The 25462-nt window shown below is 34.3% G+C and carries 24 protein-coding genes and 2 tRNA genes; 16 read left to right on the forward strand and 10 right to left on the reverse strand.

All coding sequences use genetic code 11. From position 1 onward, the window contains the following. Positions 1–2: 2 nt before the first annotated feature. Together secD and yajC are read right to left on the reverse strand one after the other, a co-directional pair. Positions 3–1568, reverse strand: a complete 1566-nt coding sequence (gene secD / locus ABZA65_RS00255) for a protein translocase subunit SecD (RefSeq protein ID WP_373069374.1) — start codon at positions 1566–1568, stop codon at positions 3–5. Next, positions 1558–1824 (reverse strand): preprotein translocase subunit YajC, encoded by a 267-nt coding sequence (gene yajC / locus ABZA65_RS00260; RefSeq protein WP_373069376.1) that lies wholly within the window; start codon positions 1822–1824, stop codon positions 1558–1560. The genes secD and yajC overlap by 11 nt, the downstream gene beginning before the upstream one ends. A gap of 81 nt (positions 1825–1905) precedes the next feature. On the opposite strand from yajC, the gene ABZA65_RS00265 reads away from it, so the two are divergent. Genes ABZA65_RS00265 through ABZA65_RS00275 form a run of 3 tightly spaced genes read left to right on the forward strand, consistent with a single transcriptional unit; the run spans position 1906 to position 5827 of the window. Continuing rightward, the gene (locus ABZA65_RS00265) at positions 1906–3138 is read left to right on the forward strand and encodes an apolipoprotein N-acyltransferase (RefSeq protein WP_373069378.1); all 1233 of its coding nucleotides are present in this window, start codon (positions 1906–1908) and stop codon (positions 3136–3138) included. 53 nt (positions 3139–3191) lie between these two features. Next, positions 3192–5291, forward strand: a complete 2100-nt coding sequence (locus tag ABZA65_RS00270) for an RNA degradosome polyphosphate kinase (protein ID WP_373069380.1) — start codon at positions 3192–3194, stop codon at positions 5289–5291. A gap of 2 nt (positions 5292–5293) precedes the next feature. Further along, entirely contained in the window at positions 5294–5827 is a 534-nt protein-coding gene (locus ABZA65_RS00275; RefSeq protein WP_373069382.1) for a gamma carbonic anhydrase family protein, read from the forward strand. Between the two features lie 14 nt (positions 5828–5841). Here ABZA65_RS00275 and argJ read toward each other — a convergent pair whose 3' ends face one another. Genes argJ through rpmB form a run of 3 tightly spaced genes read right to left on the reverse strand, consistent with a single transcriptional unit; the run spans position 5842 to position 8346 of the window. Further along, positions 5842–7017, reverse strand: a complete 1176-nt coding sequence (gene argJ, locus ABZA65_RS00280) for a bifunctional glutamate N-acetyltransferase/amino-acid acetyltransferase ArgJ (RefSeq protein WP_373069384.1) — start codon at positions 7015–7017, stop codon at positions 5842–5844. Beyond that, the gene (locus ABZA65_RS00285) at positions 7010–8140 is read right to left on the reverse strand and encodes a TrkA family potassium uptake protein (RefSeq protein WP_373069386.1); all 1131 of its coding nucleotides are present in this window, start codon (positions 8138–8140) and stop codon (positions 7010–7012) included. Before ABZA65_RS00285 ends, argJ begins: the two co-directional genes overlap by 8 nt. A gap of 17 nt (positions 8141–8157) precedes the next feature. Next, complete coding sequence (rpmB, locus tag ABZA65_RS00290) at positions 8158–8346, reverse strand: 50S ribosomal protein L28 (protein ID WP_373069388.1); 189 nt, start codon at positions 8344–8346, stop codon at positions 8158–8160. Between the two features lie 155 nt (positions 8347–8501). Between rpmB and ABZA65_RS00295 the strand changes: the two genes are divergently transcribed. From ABZA65_RS00295 to ABZA65_RS00315, 5 genes are read left to right on the forward strand one after another with little or no spacing between them, the layout of a single operon-like run. Then, positions 8502–9299 (forward strand): HDOD domain-containing protein, encoded by a 798-nt coding sequence (locus ABZA65_RS00295; protein ID WP_373069390.1) that lies wholly within the window; start codon positions 8502–8504, stop codon positions 9297–9299. Continuing rightward, entirely contained in the window at positions 9296–10690 is a 1395-nt protein-coding gene (locus tag ABZA65_RS00300; protein WP_373069392.1) for a chemotaxis protein CheX, read from the forward strand. Before ABZA65_RS00295 ends, ABZA65_RS00300 begins: the two co-directional genes overlap by 4 nt. A gap of 49 nt (positions 10691–10739) precedes the next feature. Next, positions 10740–11381 (forward strand): ribulose-phosphate 3-epimerase, encoded by a 642-nt coding sequence (gene rpe, locus ABZA65_RS00305; protein ID WP_373069394.1) that lies wholly within the window; start codon positions 10740–10742, stop codon positions 11379–11381. Further along, positions 11381–11965 carry a phosphoribosylanthranilate isomerase gene (locus ABZA65_RS00310; RefSeq protein ID WP_373069396.1) on the forward strand — a complete coding sequence of 195 codons (585 nt, stop codon included), beginning with the start codon at positions 11381–11383 and terminating at the stop codon, positions 11963–11965. Before rpe ends, ABZA65_RS00310 begins: the two co-directional genes overlap by 1 nt. Then, the gene (locus ABZA65_RS00315) at positions 11955–12770 is read left to right on the forward strand and encodes a 3'-5' exonuclease (protein ID WP_373069398.1); all 816 of its coding nucleotides are present in this window, start codon (positions 11955–11957) and stop codon (positions 12768–12770) included. Before ABZA65_RS00310 ends, ABZA65_RS00315 begins: the two co-directional genes overlap by 11 nt. Positions 12771–12889: 119 nt before the next feature. Here the strand turns inward: ABZA65_RS00315 and accA are convergent, their stop codons facing one another. From accA to gpmI, 5 genes are all read right to left on the reverse strand, one after another. Then, positions 12890–13825, reverse strand: coding sequence for an acetyl-CoA carboxylase carboxyl transferase subunit alpha (gene accA / locus ABZA65_RS00320; protein WP_373069400.1), 936 nt, complete (start codon positions 13823–13825; stop codon positions 12890–12892). Positions 13826–13839: 14 nt separating this feature from the next. Next, the gene (locus tag ABZA65_RS00325; RefSeq protein ID WP_373069402.1) at positions 13840–15051 is read right to left on the reverse strand and encodes a beta-ketoacyl-ACP synthase II; all 1212 of its coding nucleotides are present in this window, start codon (positions 15049–15051) and stop codon (positions 13840–13842) included. Positions 15052–15134: 83 nt separating this feature from the next. Then, on the reverse strand, positions 15135–15362 hold the full coding sequence (gene acpP, locus ABZA65_RS00330) for an acyl carrier protein (RefSeq protein WP_373069404.1): 228 nt from the start codon (positions 15360–15362) through the stop codon (positions 15135–15137). A 60-nt stretch (positions 15363–15422) separates the two neighbouring features. Further along, positions 15423–16169 carry a 3-oxoacyl-ACP reductase FabG gene (gene fabG / locus ABZA65_RS00335; protein ID WP_373069406.1) on the reverse strand — a complete coding sequence of 249 codons (747 nt, stop codon included), beginning with the start codon at positions 16167–16169 and terminating at the stop codon, positions 15423–15425. Between the two features lie 27 nt (positions 16170–16196). Beyond that, positions 16197–17672: a 2,3-bisphosphoglycerate-independent phosphoglycerate mutase gene (gene gpmI / locus ABZA65_RS00340; protein ID WP_373069408.1), complete on the reverse strand. Its 1476-nt coding sequence runs from the start codon at positions 17670–17672 to the stop codon at positions 16197–16199. A gap of 75 nt (positions 17673–17747) precedes the next feature. On the opposite strand from gpmI, the gene mraY reads away from it, so the two are divergent. The 8 genes from mraY to ABZA65_RS00380 all read left to right on the forward strand — a co-directional run bounded on the left by mraY (position 17748) and on the right by ABZA65_RS00380 (position 25461). Further along, on the forward strand, positions 17748–18809 hold the full coding sequence (gene mraY, locus ABZA65_RS00345) for a phospho-N-acetylmuramoyl-pentapeptide-transferase (protein WP_373069410.1): 1062 nt from the start codon (positions 17748–17750) through the stop codon (positions 18807–18809). After that, positions 18809–20008, forward strand: a complete 1200-nt coding sequence (gene murD / locus ABZA65_RS00350) for a UDP-N-acetylmuramoyl-L-alanine--D-glutamate ligase (protein WP_373069412.1) — start codon at positions 18809–18811, stop codon at positions 20006–20008. Before mraY ends, murD begins: the two co-directional genes overlap by 1 nt. After that, on the forward strand, positions 20009–20566 hold the full coding sequence (locus tag ABZA65_RS00355; protein WP_373069414.1) for a formyltransferase family protein: 558 nt from the start codon (positions 20009–20011) through the stop codon (positions 20564–20566). Then, on the forward strand, positions 20554–21153 hold the full coding sequence (locus ABZA65_RS00360) for a trimeric intracellular cation channel family protein (RefSeq protein ID WP_373069416.1): 600 nt from the start codon (positions 20554–20556) through the stop codon (positions 21151–21153). The genes ABZA65_RS00355 and ABZA65_RS00360 overlap by 13 nt, the downstream gene beginning before the upstream one ends. Positions 21154–21209: 56 nt before the next feature. After that, positions 21210–21285 (forward strand) — tRNA-Phe (locus ABZA65_RS00365). A gap of 32 nt (positions 21286–21317) precedes the next feature. Beyond that, positions 21318–21393 (forward strand) — tRNA-Phe (locus tag ABZA65_RS00370). 76 nt (positions 21394–21469) lie between these two features. Beyond that, positions 21470–22738, forward strand: a complete 1269-nt coding sequence (locus tag ABZA65_RS00375) for a hypothetical protein (protein ID WP_373069418.1) — start codon at positions 21470–21472, stop codon at positions 22736–22738. After that, entirely contained in the window at positions 22738–25461 is a 2724-nt protein-coding gene (locus tag ABZA65_RS00380) for an EAL domain-containing protein (RefSeq protein WP_373069420.1), read from the forward strand. The genes ABZA65_RS00375 and ABZA65_RS00380 overlap by 1 nt, the downstream gene beginning before the upstream one ends. Position 25462: the final 1 nt, after the last annotated feature.

Consider the following 25462-nt stretch of genomic DNA (forward strand, 5'->3'; position numbering starts at 1 on the left):
AATTACCCTTTAATCCCAAACCATAAACGGTTGTTTTTACTTTTTTGAATTTTCTTCTCTAGTAACTCATAAATTCCATGAGTACCTAAAATTGCAGTAAGCATAGATGCTAAAATACCGATACTGATCGTAATTGCAAAACCTTTAATAGCACCAGTTCCGTACGCATAAAGTACAACTGCCGCAATTAGTGTAGTTATATTTGCATCTAAAATAGCACGCATAGCATTTTGGTATCCCTCTTCTATCGCTTTATGAATTGACTTTCCTTCATAGATAAGCTCACGTATACGCTCAGAGATAATAACGTTTGCATCAACTGCCATACCAACCGTCAGTACTATACCTGCCATACCAGGGAGTGTAAGAGTTGCACCAAAAAGACTCATAACTGCAAGTATTATAAAAAGGTTTGCAATTAGTGCAATATTTGCAATAAGACCTGCTAATTTATAGTAAGCAACCATAAAAATAATTACTAAAATAAACCCGCCGATAAGTGCTATCATTGAAGCTTCAATAGAGTCAGCTCCTAAACTAGGACCTACACTTCTTTTCTCCATCATATATACAGGAGCTAAAAGTGCACCTGAGCGAAGAGCAATTGCTAAATCTTTTGCTTCCATAACAGTATAATCACCTGAGATCTGACCGCTTCCGCCACCTATACGCTCGTTAATATTTGGAGCAGAGTAAACTTTTCCATCAAGTACGATAGCTAAACGCTTACCAACACTTCTACCTGTAAAGTCTCCAAAAATAGCAGCACCTTCGGCATTAAGTGTAAAGTTAATTACAGGACGGTTGTTTTGATCAAAACCTACATTAGCATTTGTTAACATGCTTCCGTCTAAAACAGGAATCTCTTTTACAAGATATCTATTCATTTCATTTTTTGCATCAGGTAAGATTACATCACCAAACGAAGCAGCTTCTGCATCATTCATCACTGAAACACGTGCAGCTCTGTCTTCATCAACAGCCATAAGTTCAAGCTTTGCAGCACGGCTAATAAGTTCACGTGCACGCTGTTCCTCTGCCGCAGTTTTAATCCCTGCTAACTGAACAAGGATCTTCTCTTCACCCTGTTTTGCAACTACAGGTTCAGTCAGACCAAACTGATCAAGTCTGTTTCTAATAGTTTCAATTGCTTGATCAATAGCCTGCTTTTTAGTTTTAACTATCTCTTCTGGCGTAAAACTCATAGAGATATTTTCAGCTGCATAAATTACATTTAAACCCTCTATTGAGCTTAGGTGTTCTTTTATATGCTTAGTATCATCCGTATCTAAAAGTAAAAAAGAGATAGCGCTCTCGTCAAACTTTAATTCATCTATTAAGATATCATTTTTGTCTGTAAAAAACTTAATACTGGCTGCAATTGATTTTAAACGTGAAGTAGTAGCTTCTTCTGTTTTTACACCCAGAAGCATATGAAGACCGCCTTGAAGATCAAGACCGAGATTTACCTTTTTTCCACCCTCTGTCTGAAGTAGGCTCGGTATGGAAAAAGCCACACCGAATACTATAGCAAGAGCGAAAATTACAATACGAAAATTAAGCTTCATCCTCGTACTTTCTTGCGATTGCATCTTTTGCTATTTTAACAATAGTATCATCGTTCATTTTTACGCTGAAAAATTTCTCTTCAACTTTGTTAACAACAACAATAAATCCACCATTTGTTACAACTTTATCACCTTTAGCAAGTGCTTCGATCATAGCTTGTTTCTCTCTAGCTTCTTTTTGCTGGGGGCGAATAATTACAAAATACATAATTGCAATTAAAAATATAAATGGCAATAATTGACTTAATGCTTCCATTAGGACTGTCCTTAAATAAAATTTTTAAGGATTATACAAAAAGAATATTAATACAAAAGTAAAATTATGTATAATTGCCATATGCAACATTTTTTTTACAATAACAAACTTTATTTACACATAATCAGAGGATTTATCAGTGCTATTTTATTTAGTGCTTTTATATATTTTGAGCATTATGGAATAACAGTAAAATTTATAAATACTTTCTTTGGGCTACTAGCAATAACATCTCTATTATACCTGCCAAAGAGATCTGTTTTGGCGGCTGGATTTTTCATAGGTCTTTTTTGGTTTTACTGGATCGGTTACAGTTTTAAATACAATGGTGTAGGATACCTAGCCCCTTTTGTGACACTCGGCTTTGCAATTATATACACACTTTTTTTTGGAGTATTGGCATTTACAGACAAGCCTTACATCCGAGCACTCTTACTTTTTGTACTTAGTTTTATAGAGCCTATGGACTGGAACTGGATGCAGATTGAGTTATTATTTGTAGATAGTTATCTTGGTATATACAAATACCAACTTGCACTGATTTTGGCTTCACTTACTATCCCTTTTTACATCAAAAACAAATACAAATTCTTACCTCTTTTTATACTTGTTTTGGCAACACCCTCTTTATCAATATACTCAAAAGAACAAAAAGATACCGACTTAAAAATAAAACTTGTAGCAACAGATATCAAACAAGATAAAAAATGGTTAAGAAGCTCACTGGATCCGACTTTGATATTTGCCTATAAAGAGATGAGAAAAGCAATTCAGCAAGGTTACGATGTTATAGTATTTCCAGAATCCTTTTTCCCGATCTACATGAATCAAAATCCAAGAATAATAGACCAGCTAAGACAAATATCTTACGATATAACTATTGTCACAGGTTCACTATATTATGAAAAACCAAATAACTACAATGTAACCTACCTTTTTCAAAACGGTGAGTACAGTTTTGCAAAAAAACTCGTACTTGTTCCGTTTGGAGAATATGTTCCCCTTCCAAAATTTGCACAAGACTTTATAAACGATACTTTTTTTGCAGGTCAGGCTGATTTTAAAACAGCGGAGAAACCAAGTGATCTTATAATAAAAGGTGAAAAGTTTAGAAATGCAATCTGTTATGAAGCTACATGCAGCGAGATATATGAGGGTGAAGTAGATTATGTAATTGCGACAAGTAATAACGCATGGTTTGCACCTTCAATCGAGCCGACACTTCAAAAACTACTTATGCAATACTATGCACGCAAGAACGGTGTTACTATTTATCACTCTGCCAATTACAAAGGCAGTGGTATTATCAAGTAATTAGGAACTTTTAGATATAATCGCATTAATTAAATCCTAGGATAGTATGCTAAATGTTAAATCTAAAAAACCCGCAACTTTATAACAACCGTGAACTTTCATGGTTACAATTTAATACAAGAGTATTAAAGCAAGCTCAAGATGAATCGCTTCCACTGTTAGAGAGGTTAAAATTCTTAGCCATCTACGGAACAAATCTTGATGAGTTTTATATGATTCGTATAGCAGGATTAAAAAAACTATTTCAAGCGGGGATCATTGTATCGGGTGCCGATAGACTTACACCCCTTGAGCAATTACGTGAGATCAGAAAATACCTCCACCAAGAACAGCAAGTTGTTGAGCATTGCATGAACAACATCTTAGAAGAGCTTAAAAAAGAGGGAATCTTTGTAAAAAGCTACAAAGATGTTACGCAAGCTCAAAAACATAAACTGGATAAATTTTTCAATGAAGAAATTTACCCTGTTATTATCCCTATTGCAGTAGATTCAACACACCCGTTTCCACACTTGAACAACCTTAGTTTTGGAATAATAGTAAAACTAAACGATATGGAAGATGAAGCCATAGAGCGTTACGGAATAGTACGTGTTCCGCGTGTTTTAGACAGATTTATTGAGATTGAAAGTGGTCTGTTTGTGCTTATTGAGAGTGTTGTAGCTCAGCATATTGAAGATCTATTTCCAGGATATACTTTAGACAAGTTTGCATCATTCCGTGTAACAAGAAATGCAGATATCGAGATCGAAGAGGAAGAAGCGGATGATTTTATGGAGATTCTTGAAGAGGGTCTAAAACTTCGCCGTAAAGGTGCAATGGTAAGACTTGAAGCAGGTGCTAAAGCTGATGAGGAGATCATAGACTTTTTTAACCGCCATACAAATGTATACAAAGACGATATATATAGATTTCATACATTTTTAAATCTATCATCACTGTGGCAGATAGTAGGGAGCAAAGATTTTGCACACCTTCTTGCACCGTCATTTAAACCTAAAATGCTTCCACCTTTTCAAAACGGTGAGAATATATTCAATATTTTAGATAAGCAAGATGCACTTATGTATCATCCATATGCTAGTTTTGAGCCTGTTGTAAAACTGATTCAAGATGCTGCAAAAGATAAAGATGTTGTATCTATTAAAATGACTCTATACCGTTCAGGTCAGAATTCTCCAATCGTTAAAGCCCTAATGGAAGCAAGTGAGAGTGGAAAACAGGTAACTGTAATGGTTGAGCTAAAAGCTAGATTTGATGAAGAGAATAACCTTATCTGGGCAAGAGCCTTAGAGACTGCTGGTGCACATGTTATTTACGGGATCAAAGGTTTTAAAGTTCATGCAAAAGCTGCACTTGTAACACGTAGAAAAGATGGAAAACTAAAACAATATGCACACATAGGGACTGGAAACTATAATCCTTCAACTGCAAAAATATATACAGACATGAGTTATATGACAAGTAACGTTGATGTTACAAACGATCTAACTAAGTTTTTCCACTTTTTAACTGGCTTTAGTAAAAAAGGTAAACTTGACGAGCTGTATATGTCACCTGCTCAAATTAAACCTAAAATACTTTCACTAATTCAAAATGAAGCTAGAAAAGGTAAAAACGGTCAGATCATTGCAAAAGTGAATTCACTTGTTGACGATGACGTTATCCGTGCACTTTACAAAGCTAGTCAAGCTGGTGTAAAAATAGATCTGATTGTACGCGGTATTTGTTGTTTAAAACCAGGTTTAGAAGGTGTAAGTGAAAATATTCGCGTAATATCTATACTTGGAAAATACCTAGAACACCCACGTGTGTTTTACTTTAAAAACGATCAGACAGGTATTTATATATCATCAGCTGACTGGATGCCAAGAAATCTTATGAGAAGAATTGAGTTGTTAACTGCTATTAAAGATGAAGATTCAAAAACTAAAATTTTACAGATTTTAAAACTTCAAATAGCTGACAATACTTTAGCACACGAACTTCAAAGTGACGGTACATACAAAAAAGTAAAACGTCAAGAAGGTGATAGTGTTATTAACAACCATAGAATGCTAGAAGAGCATGTAAACAAAGTTATGAAAACTATGCAAAAAGATTCTGTAAGTAGTGCTGAACTACTGGCAAATAGATTATTTTTAGAGAGTTAATTATGATACATAAATTTAAAAACTATACACCAAAATTAGGAAAAAATACATGGATAGCACCATCGGCTGACGTTATCGGCGATGTTGAGTGTGGGGAAGATTGTTCTATATGGTTTGGAACTGTAGTTCGCGGAGATGTTCACTACATTAAAATAGGTAATCGTGTAAGTGTACAAGATCTTTCTATGATCCACGTAACACACCACAAAGGTGAAGCACGTGCAAATAATGGTGATGGCAATCCTACGATCATAGGCAATGACGTAACAATCGGACACCGCGTTATGCTTCACGGCTGTACAATAGAAGATGCTTGTCTAATCGGTATGAGTGCTACTATACTTGATGGTGCAGTGATCGGTAAAGAGAGTATTGTCGGAGCAAATTCACTTGTTACTAAAAACAAAAAATTCCCACCTCGTTCACTGATCATGGGAGCACCTGCAAAAGTTATCAGAGAGCTGACTGATGAAGAAGTTAAAGAGTTATATGCTTCAGCTTCTAGATATGTAGAGTTTAAAAACGAGTATCAATAATTTATAAATGCAGACTATGTTCTATAGTCTGCATTTATCTCAACGTATTTATAACCAAGATCACATCCGTAAGCTTTGAAGCTTCCGTTTGCAATTCCTAGCTCACAAGAGATAGTGAATATATCTTTTTTCATAACTTCAGCAGCTTTGGCTTCCATTTCTGCATCAAAATAAACTTCACCTTTGTCATATACACATACGTCATCAAAAGAGATTTTAAGAGTCATCTCATTTGATTCAACCCCACTTGCACCTATTGTAGATGCTATACGACCCCAGTTTGGGTCTTCACCGTACAGAGCAGTTTTAACAAGAAGTGAATCTGAAAGTGCCTTTGCAGCTTTTTCAGCTTCTTTATCATCCTTTGCACCGCTTACGTCATATGTTACAAGTTTTGTAGCACCCTCTCCATCACGCACCATCTCACGTGCCAGGAATAGCATAATTTTTTCAAGTGCTTCAGAAAAAGCTTCTTTGTCGTAAGCTCCGCTTTTTTTGTTTGCCAAAACCATTACAGTATCGTTTGTAGACGTATCACCATCAACACTTGCCGCATTAAAAGTTGTTTTTGTAACTTCATCTAAAACTTTTTGCATCTCAACTGCATTTACATCTGCATCTGTAGTTATGAAACAAAGCATTGTAGCCATAGCAGGGTTTATCATACCTGCACCTTTAGCCATAGCTCCTATGTTAAAACTACTACCGTCTTCAAGTTCAACTTTGTATGCACACTCTTTTGAAAAACTGTCAGTCGTCATAATAGCTTTTGCAGCATTTGCAGGATTCTTTTGAGTAATGTCAAAAAGTTTAGTTCCATTAATGATCTTCTTTTTTGGAAGCCTTACGCCGATCACTCCAGTTGAACTCATTACAGGGTTCAGCATATCACCAAAACACTCCATAACTTCATTAATATCTTCAACACCAGCACTACCTGTCATAGCATTTGCATTTTTAGAGTTGATCAAAACAAAGTTTGTTTGAAACTCCCCTTTTGCTTTAAAATGTTTAATAGGTGCTGCTGCCATCTTGTTTGTAGTAAATACTGACGCTACATCACAAGCAGTGTCTGAATATATAAATGCCATGTCTGGTGCACCGTTTGCTTTTAACCCTGCACTTACGCCATCGGCAAAAAAACCATCGGCACTACATACACCGCTGTCTAAACTTGTTAATTTATACAATTCTAAGCTCCTTAGGCTTTTCTCTTCTTCTTATTAAATTTTTAGCTGTTCTAATATCTTCTTGTGTACCGATAACAAGCAATTTACACTCACTTGTAATAAGTACTTCACCTTTTGGTACCGGTATAAACTTTCCATCTTTTTTAGTTATACCTACTACCGATATATTTGTTATTTGTCTTAAGTGTGTCTCTTTTAACTTTTTAAGTACTGACCAAGAGTATTTTGGAATCTCAATTTCCTGCATATCGATAGGATTATCACTTTTATACAAGTACTCTTCTAGCAGATTTTCCATATCTGGACGTGCTGCCATTGCACTAACCCTCTGAGCCGTAAGTCTGGTAGGAGATACAACCGTATCTGCACCAAGTTTTTTGAGCTTATCAACATCACTTGTAAGTTCAGCTGCAGAAATAACATAATACGGGCGAGGCAGATGATGTTCTTTTTCAAAAAGTCTAACTGAAGCAATTAGAGCGATATTATCAGATATAGAGTCAGAAAGCGTTATCAAACCTTTTGCAGATGCAAGATGTGCTTTAAGCATAGTATCTTCTGCGTGTGGTTCAGCATTTAAATATGTTGGATAATTATGTTCTCTTGCCCATTCGTGGATCTCAGGTCTTGGATCTACTACAACAAAAGGTATATGATTTTTTCTAAGCTCTTTAGTAACTTCTAGTGTGTAGTCATTATGATAACACACAACAAAATGTTTTTTAAGTCTTGCAATCTTATATAACATTCTACGCTCCTTTAAAATGGCAACAATATGTCCTCTGTTCAACTCTGCAATCAAGATACCTATAGCACTGGTAAATACAGCAAAACCTGCTATGATCAATGTGATTGTAAATATACGCCCTGCATCTGAAACAGGAGCTATTTCACCGAATCCAACTGTAGTAAATGTAATACCTGTCTGGTAAATTGCGTCCATAAGTTTGAAGTCATCAATAACAACATAACCCATAGTACCAATCATCATGGTCATTACGGTTAAAATAAGAGGTAAACGGAATGGTTTTAAGAGGGGGTAAACTTCCGGCAGAAGCTTAACATCTGGTTTGGGAGATATCTCCCAATGTAGAAACTTACGAATCCTTTGTGAAAGATTCATACTTTTTCCTTTAAAACTTAAGAGTTTTTCTTAAGTGTACGTAATTCTCTAGCAGAGATTCTTACTTTTTTAGTAGTTCCATCTTCTTGTGTAATTCTTACAGTTCTTAAGTTAAGTAAGAAACGACGTTTAGTTCTGTTTTTCGCGTGAGAAACATTGTTTCCGCTCATTGGGCCTTTGCCACTGATAGCGCATTTTCTAGCCATCTGAAATCCTTATTTGAATTTTAAAAGTTGCGAATTATAGCAAACTAAAGCAAAACTGCAACTTAAACTTATTTTTATACTTTCAAATTATTAATTAATGATCATTTTATACAAATATAGCTAAAATCAAACAAAATTACAATTAAAGTACTTAAATGGTAACAAAAGAAGATATAGATCTATTTATAGAAAAGATCCCACCGACTCCTAAAATTTTACAAGAGACTATGAGAATAGTAAACAATGGAGAACTTTCAAAAGCGGCAAAAGTAGCTGAAAGCGACTTGGCATTAAAGAGTTATCTTACTGATTTAGTAAATAAACCTCTATACGGTTTTAGAAATAAAGTAAGTGATATTGGACAGATATTTGGTATTTTGGGACTACCTGCTTCTCAACAAACACTTTATAACTATATGTTAACTTTACTATCACCAAAAGAATGGGAACTATTTGATCTAAACGAAAAGAAGTTCAACGAATTGCAAGTAAACCTATCTATAAAGTGGAAAAAGATACTTGAACATTTGGGTATTAACGACAAAGAGATAGAGAGTGCCATAACACTTTTACCGGCAAGTATAATCGTATCAGAAGCACTATTTGGAAAAGCAAAAAAAGATGTAGATATGTTAAGAAGTGTACACCACCTTGATTACAATACTATTTTAAAAAGACTTTGCGGAATATCACTTTTTGATATTTGTGTACAAATTGCTGAGAAATGGGATATGCATGAAGATATCTCAGATATTGTATATAGTGCATCAGGTATAAGCCCATCTACAGACAAAGAGATTGATACATTAGCGAAATGGATGCACCTTTTACTTTTTTATGAACTTTCGCAACCGATGTTTGTTCAAGCATCTTTAAATGATTTTATAGACTTTCAAGTAGATTACGTTGGCGATATTTATGAAGAGTTTTTAAATGTTATGGAGATAGAATGAGAGCATTAGTTAAAAACGGAATAGGACTTTTTAGCCCTCAAGGTTTTTTAGACGGAAACAATACGGCTACGTTTTTAAGTCTGGAAGATATAGATTCGACTATAGATCTAAACGTAGATATGATTTTAGTCTCTTTAAAAAAAGTTATATTTTTTAATAAAAACGGTTTGGACGTATTTATAAAACTGTTTTCTAAAGTAAGACATAAAAAAAATATTACGGTTGGTTTTTGCGATGTTGATCACAAGAAGTATGTAGCGATCACAAAGTTTTACGAGAACAAAATAAACTTCTCAATATTTAATAATTACAACAATGCCACACTATTTTCAAGCAGCTTTAAAAATCAAAGTGCAAATGTACTTTTATACAGTGATGACAAATCACAAAGAACTGCAATGGCAATAGAGTTACATGATTTTGGACATAATCCGGTTGTTTGTCAAACAAAGGAAGAATTTACCGAAAAGAGTGCTAATAAAAGTGCTTATGACAATATAATACAAGATACTTACCTTGGTCAAATGGGTGAAAACATCGCAACAAGGGTAACCGGAAATGCAATAATATATACCGTATCAGCATTTTTAGATACTGAAATTGGTAATACATTTAACATAGCTTATCATAACAACTCTCTAAATGTAGGTTTCAGACTCTTTATATTTGATGCTTATAAAGTCGTAAGTATGAATATTCATGCTCTAAACTTTTTTACAAGACTTGCATCAAGTGCAGCTGAATACAATGCAACAATATGTTTTGTCGGGCTAGATGGTACAAAAATACAAGATACTTTCCAAGAGAACATGGAAGATGCAGGTATTATATTTTATGCACAAATGGATGACATTTTGGGTAATAAAGAGCTTCTAAAAGAGCTTGGTGCGAGTAGTGCCGCAAATGTAAAAAATAAAAGAGCAATTAATAAAGCATTAGTAGAAAAACTACCTGAATTTATAGATGCTACTGTTAAAACTATTGAGATGATGACAAACTCAAAAGCTGCAAAAGAAGCTGCTGAAGTAAGTAATATTGATATAAAAGAAAAAGATGGAAAAATAGCATCTTCTATTGGCTTTTACGGAGACATAGACGGTATGGTAATACTTGTATTTCCTAAAGAGATCGCTAAAAAAGCCTGCGAGCTTTTAATTGGTGAGAGTACGGATGATATAGAGATGATCTTAGATACTTTAGCTGAACTTGTAAATATCGTAGGCGGTAAAGTAAAATCACTTCTTGGGGATCACGGTGTAAACGTAAATATTACACTTCCTAGAACATACCATTCTATAGACGGTCTTTTAGAAGTTGCGCAAGATAAAAAAGGTGTTCAGGTAGATCTAGTGTTTGATAACGACAAGTTCCTGTTTTTCTTAACTAGATAAAAGATCTTCTTAGATAAAATTCCATTATTGAAAGTAAAGGTTTGTAATAATGAAAGTAGCTCCTAGTATATTGAGTGCTGATTTTGGAAATCTTCAACGTGACGTTGAAGAGATTTGTAATGCAGGATGTGACTTAGTTCACGTTGATGTTATGGATGGTCACTTTGTGCCTAACCTAACTATTGGTCCAGTTGTAGTATCTAGCGTAGCTAAATGCGCTACAAAACCTTTAGACATACACTTAATGGTTGAAAACAACACATTTTTTGTGGAGCTTTTCGCACCACTAAAACCTGAATACATATCTTTTCATATAGAGGAGGAAAAACATCCTCATCGTCTAATTCAAAAAATAAGATCATTAGGTATAAAACCGGCTATTGTACTTAACCCTCATACACCGCCTGAGTCTATAGAATATTTATTAAAAGACTTAGATATGGTTTTACTTATGAGTGTAAATCCAGGTTTTGGTGGACAAAGTTTTATTGACTCAGTAATTCCAAAAGCTAAAAAGCTAAATGAGATGAGAAATAAACTTAATCCGGATTGTCTTATAGAAGTAGACGGCGGAGTAAGCGATCAGAATGTTCAGTCTTTAAAAGATGTAGGTGTTGACATTGTAGTAGCAGGAAGCTATGTATTTAAACAAGAAGACAGAGAAAAAGCTATAAAGAGTCTTCAAATATAATGCGTACTAAAATATGTGGAATTACTTCTTATGAAGATGCAATAGATGCAATAGAAGCTGGTGCAGATGCACTTGGCTTTGTCTTTTATGAGAAATCTCCACGCTATATATCTGTAGTTGATGCTAAAAAAATCATCTCTAAACTTCCACCTTTTGTAGAAAAAGTCGCTCTTTTTGTAAATGTTGATGCAAATACTATTAACTCTGTGTGTCAAGAAAGCGGTGCAACTCTTGCACAACTTCATTTTGATGTTCCTGATGATCTGTATAAAGATCTAAAAGTTCCACACATAAAAGTAGTTCGTGCTAAAAATAAAGAAGATATTTTAAAATTCTCAGATGAGTATAGACTGGTAGATGCTTACTGTGAAGCATATGGCGGAGCAGGTAAACGTATAAACATAGAATGGTTTGATGGAGTTGACTGCTCAAAAATAATTCTTGCAGGCGGACTTGATCCAAAAAATGTAAATACTCTTAAAAGTTACGGTTTTTATGGTGTGGATGTAAGTAGCGGAGTTGAGAAAAGTCATGGTGTAAAAGACTCTGCAAAAGTAAAAGAATTTATCGATAATGCTAAATAAAAACATTGTACTTAATGACAAAAGTATAAATAAACTCTCAAACAAAGGTTTAGCAAAAGAACACCTGAAAGATCAGCTTGGAAATGATTTTGATTTTGTTTTAGAGTTGTGGCATGCTCAGGGTTTAGAGATCAAAAAACATCATGGAAACTATTTTTTTGCTACAAAATTTTTAAAAATTAAAGATGCAGAGTTTTGCATAGTAGATATTGAAACTAACGGCTCAAAAATTGAGAAACACCAGATTATAGAGATAGGTGCTGTTAAAGTTAAGAACGGAGAGGTTATAGACAGATATGAATCTTTGGTTCATACTGAATCGATAAACAAACATATAACTGAGATAACAGGTATTAGTGCAGAAGATACAAAAGATGCGCCAGAGCTAAAACATGTACTATACAAATTCAAAGAGTTTTTAGGGGATGCTATATTTGTAGCACATGATGTAAAATTTGACTATAACTTCATATCTTCAAGTATGCAAAAAATTGGTCTGGCTCCTCTGCTTAACCGTTCACTGTGTTCACTGCAGCTTGCACAAAGAACAGTAGTATCTTACAGATACTCTCTATCTTACTTAAATGAGTTTTTCAACCTATATCCAGATGCTACACACCATAGAGCTATGAGTGATGTTTTAACTACCTATGAGCTATTTAAACTGTGCATGAAAAATCTTGATAAAGATGTAAAAACAGTAGAAGATCTTATCAAGTTTTCCAAACATGCGAAGATGTTAAAAAGACCGAAACTTGATCCGCTTTATAAAGAAGAAGAAAGTACAGAAAATTCAGAAGATTAATATTTAAAATAGTCTCAAAAGTTTATAGAATAATGTAGATTCGAGACGTTATTTGAGGAAGCATACTGTAGTATGCGACGAATATAACAACGAAGAAGATGCGTTGTTATATGAACTTTCTACTCTGAGAAAGCCCCCATACTAGTTAAGCGATTGTAACGCGCTTCCATACGCTCCTCTTCACTCATCTCACGAAGCTTCTTAAGCTCATTTAGGAAGTAATCACCTATAGCTTTTGCAGCACCGTCACGATCACGATGTGCCCCAATTAACGGCTCAGCTATTACATCATCAATTAAGTCTAACTCTTTTAAGTCAGCAGACGTAATTTTCATAGCTTTAGTAGCGTCTTCAGCTTTTGCAGGATCATTCCAAAGAATTGCTGAACAACCCTCAGGTGAAATAACGCTAAATACAGAGTAACGCATCATAGCAAACTTATCAGCTACACCGATAGCAAGTGCTCCACCTGAACCACCCTCACCGATAACTATAGAGATAGTCTCAGTTTTAAGTTCAGATAGTTCTAACAAGTTTCTTGCAATAGCCTCACTCTGATTACGCTCTTCAGCTCCAATTCCAGGATATGCACCCGGAGTGTCAACCAAGAACATTACAGGTATACCAAACTTCTCAGCTAGTTTTGCTGCACGAAGTGCTTTTCTGTAACCTTCAGGATGAGGCATACCGAAGTTTCTTCTAATTTTATTTTTAGTACCACGGCCTTTTTGCTCACCGATAACCATTACTTTTTCATCACCTATATATCCAAGGTAACATAAAATAGCTGGATCATCTCTAAAGTGACGGTCTCCGTGAATCTCATATTTATCGCGCATAAGAAGATTTATATAATCTAAGGCATATGGTCTATCTAAATGACGAGCAAGTTGAAGCTTTTGAAAGTCTGATAAATTTGTATATATTTTATCAACTGCCTTATCAAGACTACTCTCAAGTTCTAATACTTTATTGTCGTCATGGCGAACACGTGCAGATATAATCTCTTCTTGAATAGATTTTATCTTTTGTTCAAAGTCTAAATACGTAGCCAAACTAAATCCTTAAATTAGATTTTTTGAAAAATTAATACGCCGTTAGTTCCACCAAAACCAAAAGAGTTACTCATAACAGTTTTTAGTTCAGCTTTTCTAGCCTCGTTTGGTACGTAATCTAAATCACAGTTTTCATCAGGTGTTTCATAGTTGATTGTCGGAGGGATAATTCCATCACGCATAGCCATTAAACAAGTAACAGCTTCGATACCACCTGCAGCACCTAAACAGTGACCAATTTGACCTTTAATTGAACTCATTGGAGGTGTTGCTTCACCTAATAACTCTTTTACTGCTGCTGTTTCATTTTTATCGTTGATCGGTGTAGAAGTACCATGAGCATTTACATAATCAATTTTCGGCTCACCTGCCATTTTATATGCAGCTTTCATAGCACGAGCAGGACCGTCTAAACTTGGTGTAGTAATGTGGTTAGCATCTCCACTCTCACCAAAACCGATGATCTCACCATATATTTTTGCACCACGCGCTACAGCACTTTCATACTCTTCAAGAACTAATGAAGCAGCACCTTCACCCATAACAAAACCATCACGATTTGCATCAAACGGACGTGAAGCACCTTTAGGGTTTTCATTGTTTGTAGAAAGTGCTTTCATAGCAGCGAAACCACCAACACCAACACCTGTAACTGCACACTCAGCTGAAACAACTAGCATTCTGTCTGCACCGTTACACATAATTGTTTTTGCAGCTTCACTTACAGCGTGAGTACCAGCTGCACATGCTGTAACAGAAGAAAGATTTGGTCCTTGTGTACCGTGTTCAATTGAAACGAAACCACCAAGCATATTTACAAGTGCACCAGGGATAAAGAAAGGTGAAATTCTTCTTGGTCCACGAGTCTCTAAAATAACAGAGTTTTTCTCGATTGACGGTAAACCACCGATACCACTACCTGCACTAATACCAAAACGTGTCATATCAGTATCTTCTGAAAAATTAGCATCATCCATAGCTTCTTTCGCAGCTTTTAAACCTAAATGAATAAATCTGTCAGCTTTTTTAACCTCTTTTGGAGGCATTACTTCTGATGGATCAAAGTTTTTTACTTCTCCGGCAATCTTAACAGCATAATCTGTCGGATCAAATAATGTGATCGTATCTATTCCACATACACCATCACAAATAGCTTTAAATGCACTCTCTTTGTCATTTCCAACAGCGTTAATCATACCTAAACCAGTTACTACAACTCTTCTCATCAAGAACTCCCAAAAAAATATAAAATACTTTATAAAACCGAGCTAATTGCTCGGCTTTAAAAATATTCTAAATTGAACTTAGATTATTTGCTTTCGATGTACTCAACTACATCTTTAACAGTTTGGATTTTTTCAGCTTCATCATCTGGAATTTCGATATCAAATTTCTCTTCAAGAGCCATTACTAGTTCAACAACATCAAGGCTGTCAGCACCTAAATCCTCAACAAACTTCGCGTCCTCTTTTACTTCATCAGCGCTAACGCTTAACTGCTCAACTACTACTTCTTTAATATCATCTAAAAGTGCCATCATGACTCCTATGTTTAATTTTTATCTCGCAATTATAACAAACTTTTCTTAAACAAAAAGTTATGCCATATTCATTCCGCCATTAACTTTTAAAGTTTCACCAGTTATGTAACTAGAATGGTCACTTAAAAGGAAAGCTGTAGCTTCTGCAACCTCTCTTGCCTCACCCATTCTAGCCATTGGAATTTTACTGTTTAGTCCCTCTTTAACCTCATCACTTAATACATCTGTCATCTCAGTTGCTATAAAACCAGGAGTAATAGTATTAAAACGGATACCGCTTGTAGCAGATTCAAGTGCAAACGATTTAGTCATAGCTATAACACCGCCTTTAGACGCTGAATAATTAGTTTGACCAGCATTACCAGTTTCACCTACGATTGAAGCAATGTTTACAACTGACCCGAATTTTTTCTTTCTAGCACCTTTAAAAAATTCGCGACAACCTATAAAACATGATGTCAAGTTTGCATTAATCACAGACATAAAGTCTTCTGTCTTCATACGTAGTGCTAATTTGTCGTTTGTAATACCTGCATTGTTAACTAGGTATGATAGCTCTCCGTCACTATCTATAATAGTTTTAATAGCATCAGTAAATGCCGCTTCGTCACTTACATCAAAACCAATAACAGCAGCTTTTCCGCCTGTAGCTTCGATCTCATCTTTTATAGCATCTGCAGCTTCTGCACCGCTTCTGTAGTTGATCCATACTTTTAAACCAAAACCTGCTAATGTTTTTGCAATCTCTGCTCCAATACCACGACTTGAACCTGTAACTAATACGTTTTTACCTGAAAATTTCATTCTAATTATTCTCCTTAATTTTAATTGTTATACTAAACTATGATCCATCTCATCTGGGATCTCTATATCCATAAGTTTTAAAACTGTCGGTGCGATATTATTTAATCCACCCGATTCAACTTTACTTACACCTTCAGCTTCAACCATACACCAAACTTTTCCAACAGTATGGTTTGTTAAAACATTTCCATCTTTATCTTTCATCTCTTCACAGTTTCCATGATCAGATGTAAGAACAAAAGCATACCCATTGTTTTTAGCTTTTTCTAAAACTTGTCCAAGCTGAGCATCTACTGTCTCAACTGCACTTTTAGCAGCTTCATAGTCACCAGTGTGTCCAACCATGTCACCATTTGCATAATTTACAACTATAAAATCATAATCATCATCCATAGCTTTTAAAACCTGCTCAGTAACTTCATTAGCACTCATATCAGGTTTCATATCGTAAGTTTTAACATCAGGACTTGGAATAAGAATTCTCGTTTCATTCTCATACGGTTCATCTATACCACCGTTTAAAAAGAATGTTACGTGAGCATACTTTTCAGTCTCAGCCGTATGCAATTGTCTTAAACCATTTTTAGAGATAACTTCGGCTAAAGTATTTGTAGGCGCTTCTTTTTTAAATAATACAGGATATTTAAAACTTTTATCATACTCTGTAATAGTTGCCATATGTATGTTTAGGTTTTTAGTATCAAAACCTGTAAAAGCAGGATCTGCAATAGCACTTACCAATTCACGCATTCTGTCACTTCTAAAGTTTATAGTTAAGACACTATCACCGTCTTCAATACCATCATATCCATTAAACGCAGTCGGCATAACAAACTCATCAGTATCACCATCAGCATAAGAGTGGCCTATGTAACCTTCAGGAGTATAATCTGTTTTAGGGTTTGCATTAACGATAGCATCGTAACCAAGCTTAACTCTCTCCCAACGGTTATCCCTATCCATAGAATAGAATCTACCGCTTATTGAAGCAATTTTCACTTTATCACTTACAAATTTTTCAACAATTTCCAAATATTTTTGAGCAGAAGTCGGGCTTACGTCTCTACCATCAGTTATAAGGTGTAAAAAAACCTCTTTACCATCTTCTTCAGCAAGCTTTGCTATTCCCATAAAATGGTCTATATGCGAGTGAACTCCACCATCACTCATAAGACCGATCAGGTGCAGTCTGTTTGAGCTCTCTAACAGCTTTTGAAATTCACTATTGTCTTTAAAAGTGTTCTCTTCTAGTGAAAGTGAAATCTTCACTAAATCTTGATATAAAATTCTACCACTTCCAATAGTCATATGACCAACTTCTGAATTTCCCATTTGTCCCTCAGGTAAGCCTACACTTAATCCAAATGTATCTATAAGTGAGTGAGGTGTATTTGCAAATAGTTTATCATATGTCGGCTTCTTAGCATTATAAAAAGCATTATATTCAGTTTGGGGACTATATCCAATACCGTCGGTAATTACCAATACAGCTTTTTTTGGCAAATTTTATCCTTTAACAAAAATTTTTGTGAGATTATACTATAATCATGCTTTTAATTTGGATAAGGGATAAATATTTTGCTTTATTGGCTATACGAAACTTTAAACATTAACCTCTTTGGATACATCACAATTCGCGCTGGTGTCTCTTTTTTCCTAGCTTTATTTTTTGTACTATTTTTAATGCCGAAGTTTATTCGCTGGGCACAAAAAACTTCAAGTACACAGCCGATCAATAACTGGGCACCTGAGCGTCACCAAGAAAAAGCTTCTACTCCTACAATGGGTGGAATAGTTTTTATCTCATCAACTATATTAGCTTCTATTTTAACTATTGATTTTTCCAACTTTTATGCTCTGGGAGCATTATTAACACTTGTTCTTTTCTCACTTATAGGTTTTCAAGATGATTATGCAAAGATCAAAAAGAATGAAAACCTAGCCGGACTTAAAGCAAGAACAAAACTATTTTTACAAATAGTCTCAGGTCTGATTATCGCTTGTTTTTTATGTATCTTTGTTGAGTTTAACACAGACCTTTACGTGCCGTTTATAAAAACACCTGTTCTTGATATGGGTGGATACTCTATACTTTTATGGATCATAGTTATAATAGCTGCTTCAAATGCCGTTAACTTAACAGACGGGCTTGACGGTTTAGCTACGGTTCCTTCTATTATGGCACTTAGCACTTTTTCGATCATCATATACATTACAGGTCATGCAAAAATCAGTGAATACCTTTTAATGCCAAATTTTGATGTTGGTGAAGTAAGTATAATTTCAACTGCACTTATGGGTGCACTAACAGGGTTTTTATGGCACAACTGCCACCCTGCGGAAGTTTTTATGGGTGACAGTGGTTCACTTACAATCGGGGCTTTTCTAGGATATCTTGCGATCATCACAAAAAGTGAGATTTTACTTCTTCTGATCGGTTCAATTTTCGTTATAGAAACACTATCTGTAATACTTCAAGTTGGAAGCTACAAACTGCGTAAAAAAAGGGTGTTTTTAATGGCACCAATTCATCACCATTTTGAGATGAAAAACTGGGCTGAAAATAAGATCATCGTTAGATTTTGGATCATATCTGCTTTATCTAACATAATCGCACTAATCACTTTAAAGATCAGATAATGCAAAAAGTTTCACTGTTTGGTTACGGCGGTACTACACGTTCTCTGGCAAAGCTATTTACAAATGCCGTGTTTTACGATGACAAATGCAACAAACCTTTTACGGATGAAAATGGCTTTAAAGTCCTACCATCATCTGAGTTTAATGAGAACTACTCTGATTTAGAAATACCAAGTCCTGGGATACCGCCATTTAATCCACTTATAAAAAAAGCTAAAAACATTCAAAGCGAATATGATCTATTTGCAGACTCAAAACCTTTAAAGATCTGGATCAGCGGTACAAACGGAAAAACTACTACTACACAGATGATGCAGCACCTTTTAAAAGAAAATGGAAGTGTTGCAGGTGGAAATATAGGTACACCTCTGGCAGACCTTGACAAAGATTCAAAGATATGGATTTTAGAGACAAGTTCATTTACAATGCACTACACAAATAAAGCTACTCCAAACATCTATGTGCTCCTTCCTATAAGACCAGATCATCTATCTTGGCACGGAAGTATGGAAGAGTATGAAGAAGCGAAACTAAAACCTATAAGAAGCATGAATGAAGGTGAAGTTGCAATCGTTCCTAAAAAATATTCAGATCTTAAAACATCTGCTCATCTGATCACTTATGAGGATGAAAATGACTTAGCTGGTCTCTTTGGCATAGATACTGAAAAAGTAAAATTTAAAGGCGCTTTTTTAGCCGACGCACTTTTGGCAATGGCTGTTGATAAAATTCTGTTTGATCGCATTGATTATGAGAAAATAAACTCGTTTGAACTTGACCCGCATCGCCAAGAAGAGTTCAGAGACTCAAAAGGCAGACTTTGGGTTAATGACACAAAAGCTACAAATATTGACGCGACTATAGCTGCATTAAATAGGTATAAAGATTCATATATTCATCTGATCGTAGGCGGTGATGACAAGGGTGTTGATCTAAGCGAGCTTTTTGACGCACTTAAAAACTATAATGTTAAGATCTACAATATAGGTTCAAATAAAGACAGACTATCTATATTGGCTGAAAAATACAATGTAGATTTTGTAAAGTGTAAAAACCTTATAGATGCCGTTGAGAAAATAGATCTTGATTTAAAAGACAATCAGGTTGCCCTGCTCTCACCTGCTGCTGCTTCACTTGATGAATACACTTCATACGCCCATAGAGGTAACGAGTTCAAGGACTCTGTAGCTAAGATATAGATGACTAAAATTGCTATACTAGCTTCACACAACGGAAGCGGTTTTGACACTATTTATGAAAATGCAAAAGAGTTAAATATATCTATAGAACTTTTAATATCTAACAACTCAGATTCTCTTGCACTTCAAAAAGCAAAAGAGAGAGGAATTGAGTGTTATCTTATTAACTCTAAAACTGAGCCAGATCCTGATCAAAAGATATATGATCTTATAAATGATAAAAACTGTTCTATGATCTATCTATCTGGTTATATGAAAAAAATATCTTCAGATTTGACAAGTAACTTCAAAGTTATAAACTCCCATCCTTCCCTGCTTCCAAAATACGGTGGAAAAGGGATGTACGGTCGTTTTGTACATGAAGCAGTTATAAAAAACAAAGACAAAATAAGCGGTTGTACCCTTCATTATGTTAATGATGTATATGATGATGGTGAAATAATCTTACAAAATAAGATAAACTTAGATGATCAAGAGAGTGTAGAGTCTTTAGAAAAAAAGATTAAACAACTTGAAGCCAAAACGATCATAGAGGGTTTAAAAAAGTGTTTGAACTAGCTGAATACATTGGTATTGTCGCTTTTGCCATGAGTGGTTTTTTTATAGCATCTCGTGCAAACCTTGATCTACTTGGTGTTTTGATCTCTACTTTTTTAACAGCCCTTGGCGGAGGGATAATCCGTGACATCTCAGTAGGAACAACGCCTTTTACCTTTACACATGATTACCCAGGTATCATTGTTTTAAGTGTAATGATCATTATGATTTTGTTCAAATTTCATAAACGCAACTCAATCGAAAATAAACCTTACTTCATTTTAAGTGATTCCATAGGACTTATATCTTTTAGTATAAGCGGTGCACTCATCGCAATAGAGTACAATCTAAATTTTACCGGTGTGCTTGCAATATCGTTTATAACTGCCGTTGGTGGAGGTATTGTAAGGGATGTCATAATAAATGAAGTACCTTTTGTATTTAAAAGCGGTTTTTACGGAACTATAGCCCTTCTCATCGCTACTATTATTTTTATTCTCAATGCTCTGAACTACGTTAATATATTTACATTAAGTATATTATTTGTATTTGGAGTAGCACTTAGACTAGTAGCTTTTTATAAAAAATGGTCAATTCCTTTAAAATAAAATGGCATAAGCTAATATTCAGCCCTCAGAGTATATAATTTCGACCTTTAAAAGATGGCCTGTTAGCTCAGTCGGTAGAGCAAATGACTGAAAATCATTGTGTCCTTGGTTCGATTCCGAGACAGGCCACCACTTTTAAAAACTTTTCTATACATTTATTTAATGGCCTGTTAGCTCAGTCGGTAGAGCAAATGACTGAAAATCATTGTGTCCTTGGTTCGATTCCGAGACAGGCCACCACTTTTCATAAAACATAAATAAACTATCACATTATAAAATTAAACTTTAAGTAATAATAGCTTCGCTAAAATAGACTATGTTTAAATTATTATTACTTTTAACCATTATTACTTTTAACCTATATGCTTCAAACTGGCTGATGATCCAAGGTACTGAAAAGCAAGATGCGAAAGATCATAATCTTTGGGGATTTGGACAATTAAGATATATAAACAACTATGGAAATATCTATGAACCCGGTGGAATAAACAAAACTCCGTTTTCAATGAATAAGCCCTCTTTAGAAGAACAAGAATCATTAATCATTGCAAGGCTGAGAGGTGGACTAAGAGGTAAACTGGTAAGTGATAATAAGATCAACTATTTTATACTCACTGAATTTGCAGAAAACGGTATAACAAATCCTGCCGGGCACAGACAACACAGTTATCTGACTGATCTATCAGCAACGTTTAGATACCTACCTGTAAATATTAGAGTTGGAAAATTTAAATACCCTGGTAGTGAAGAGGGTTTAATGACCAGATTTGCATCCCCATTCATACAGTTTACAACAATGAGTGATCAGCTCCTTTTAGAGCGATTCATATCTCCAAAGAGCATTAATTCTACTACCTATCTTGGAGAGCCTGCACATTCAGTAGGTGCATATAGAGATACAGGGATAGAGCTTTTTCAAAAACTTAATATAGATAAAAAAAACTCAATATCGTATGCTTATATGCTAGGTCAAGGTAGTGGGCTACAGATGGAAAACACCAACTCTTCACATCCTACGCACTATATCTACAGTGCATATGAAAATATTTTTGGAGAAGGAAAAGGTTATAATCTAGAGTCTTTTAAACTTTATATGTGGTATCAAAAAGGTAAAAGAAAACTTCTTGATAAACTTTTTGATAGAGAAAGATACGGACTTGGGTTTACTTACTATGACGGGACCTTAAGAGTTGATAGTGAGTATGTAAGGGGAAAAGGTATGATATATACAGGGGCTAAAGATATAGATTCACTGCCAAATAAAGATGAATGGCATTTTGAAATAGAAGCAGATGAAAGTAGCAAGGCTGATGGTTACTATCTATCTAGCCAATATAAAGTAATTCCAAAAATAGAGCTTTTAGCTAGATATGATCAGTTTAACAGAATGAAAAACATAAGTGCTAAAAAAAGAGTCTTTAAAAATACTACACTTGGTATTTCATATAAGTTCAAAGGTTTTAATAGGATTGATTTCAACTATACTTTTGCCAAAGCTTCTGCACCACATAACGATGCTGCCCAGAGAATTTTAAATAATACTGATAATATCGCAAGGATCCAGTTAACGATGGTGTATAAATAATGTTAAAACAACTAAAACCACAAAATATATTTATTTCTATAGCTATATTGATAATAACCCTAGTAGCAAGTGATTTCATATTAAATATCCGTACAAAAGCATTAGTTGAAGAAAAATATTCATATGTAGCAAACGAAATTAAAACTTCTACAAAATCATACATTGATGCAAAAAGCGAAGCTATATTATTTATAGCACTATCTTTAGCTAATGATCATAAGTATATAGATGCTATTAAACACTCAAGAATAGAAGAACTTAACTTAGACAGTTTTTCTAAAGAACTTCAAAAGAATACAGCATATAAAAACATATGGATTCAGATTAGTGATATGAACGGTATAAGCGTATATAGAAGTTGGACCAAAAAACGTGGTGATGATCTAAAAAAGATACGTAAAGATATAGTGCAGATGTTAAAAGATCCGAAAATAAAATCTACTATAAGTACAGGTTTGTTTGATATGACATTTAAAGCAATGGTACCTATATTTGATAATAAAAAATTCATGGGGACTATAGATGTAGTAGCAAAATTCAATTCAGTTGCAAACCAGTTAAAAGACATTGGATTTGAACCTGTAATTTTAGTTGATAAATCTTATAAAAAACAAATCAAAAAACCATTCACAAAGATGTTTATAGATGATTACTACATAGCAAACCTAAATGCATCATATTCAAATCAACAATATATTAAAACATACGGTATTGAAAAACTTATAAACAATAAAAATGATTATATTACTGATAGTAAAAACAATAAATTTATTACTATTTATAAACAAAAAGACGTTCTTGGAAAGGATATGGGTTATTTTGTTTTATTTCATCCTTTAGACACTATAGATTTAGGTTATATATACTTTTACCATAATTCAATATTAGCTTTTATATTCTTGCTTGTTATAGGTATATTTTTAATTATACTATTGATCAATTCTAAGCACTACAAAGAAAAAACAGAACTGCAAAACAAACTACTCTCTAAAGAGGTAGAAGAAAAAAATACAGAACTTGAACAGCAACATGCCTTTTTACAAAATATAATCAACGGTATAAACGAATCCATTATGGTTATAGATAAAGACTTTAATGTTCTTTTAGCTAATGATTATGCAAAAAGATTCAGTAGTAAAAGTATAATAAAAGATCTAAACAATCCTAAATGCTATGAGATGTCACATCATCAAGACCACCCTTGTGAAGGTGACACCCACCCATGCCCTCTAACTCAAACTTTTGAAAAAAACAAAAGTGTTCAAATGATTCATAGACACTTAACACCAGAAGGTGAAGAACATTACATAGAGCTCTCTACCACACCTCTTTATAATAAAGATAATGAGCTATATGCCATAGTGGAACTCGGACACAACATTACAGAACATTTAAATAATCAAAAACTACTTGAAGAGCAGAAAAATGAACTTGACTATCAGGCACATTACGATTCTCTAACACTACTCCCTAACAGAGTACTATTTGCCGACAGACTTAAACGTTCAATTAAAACTGCCCAAAGATATAAAAATCATGTAGCACTCCTTTTTATTGACTTAGACCATTTTAAAGAGATCAATGATTCCCTAGGACATGACGCAGGGGATTATATTTTACAAGAAACAGCTAAAAGACTACAAAGTGATATAAGAAAAAGTGACACTGTTTCAAGACTAGGCGGTGATGAATTTACGATGATTTTAGAAGGTATTCATAATATCAATGAAATTGTAGACCTGGTACAAAAAATATTGCACAAACTGCAACAACCTTATAAATATAAAGACAACAAACTCTATAGTGCAGCTAGTATAGGGATCAGTGTATACCCTGAAAATGGTGATACTGCTCAAGAATTACTAAAAAATGCAGATGCAGCTATGTACAAGGCTAAAGAAAATGGTAGAAATACATACAGTTTTTATACACAGTCAATGACGCAAAAAGCGTATGAGAGAGTTGTCATAGAAACAAAACTCAGAGAGGCTATAAAAAATAAAGAGTTTAGAGTATATTACCAACCTCAAATCAACTTAACTTCAAAAAGTGTTGTCGGATTTGAAGCTCTAGTTAGATGGTTTGATCCTGATGGTTCAATAATTTCTCCAAATAAGTTTATACCTATTGCTGAGCAGACAGGCTTGATTATAGATATAGGAAAAATTATTTTAGAAAGTGTATTTTTGCAGGCTGTACAATGGCAAAAAGACGGTAGAAACTTTGACAAAATAGCGATAAACATCTCTACAAAACAACTCAAAGATCATGAGTTTTTATCTAATGTAAAAGATTTACTAGATAAAACAAATTGTGACCCTTCATTGATAGAATTTGAGATCACAGAGAGTTTCTTTATTGAGGACATTAATGAAGCTGTAAATATATTAAACGATATTAAAAATATGAATATTTCAATCAGCTTAGATGACTTTGGTACAGGTTTTTCTTCACTGTCTTATTTAAAACAGCTTCCAATATCAAAACTGAAAATTGACAAATCATTTATCGATGACATATTTACAGATGATGATGACAAAACAATTACACAATCAATCATAAACCTTGCAAAAAACATGAACTTAAAAGTTATTGCCGAGGGAGTTGAAACAAAAGAACAAGAAAAATTCTTAGAAGAAAACGGATGTGAACTGGTACAGGGATTCTTATATAGTAAACCCCTGCACGTAGATAAATTGAAAAAATTCAAATATAAGTTTTAAT

This window comes from Sulfurimonas sp., assembly GCF_041583195.1.
GTDB lineage: Bacteria > Campylobacterota > Campylobacteria > Campylobacterales > Sulfurimonadaceae > Sulfurimonas.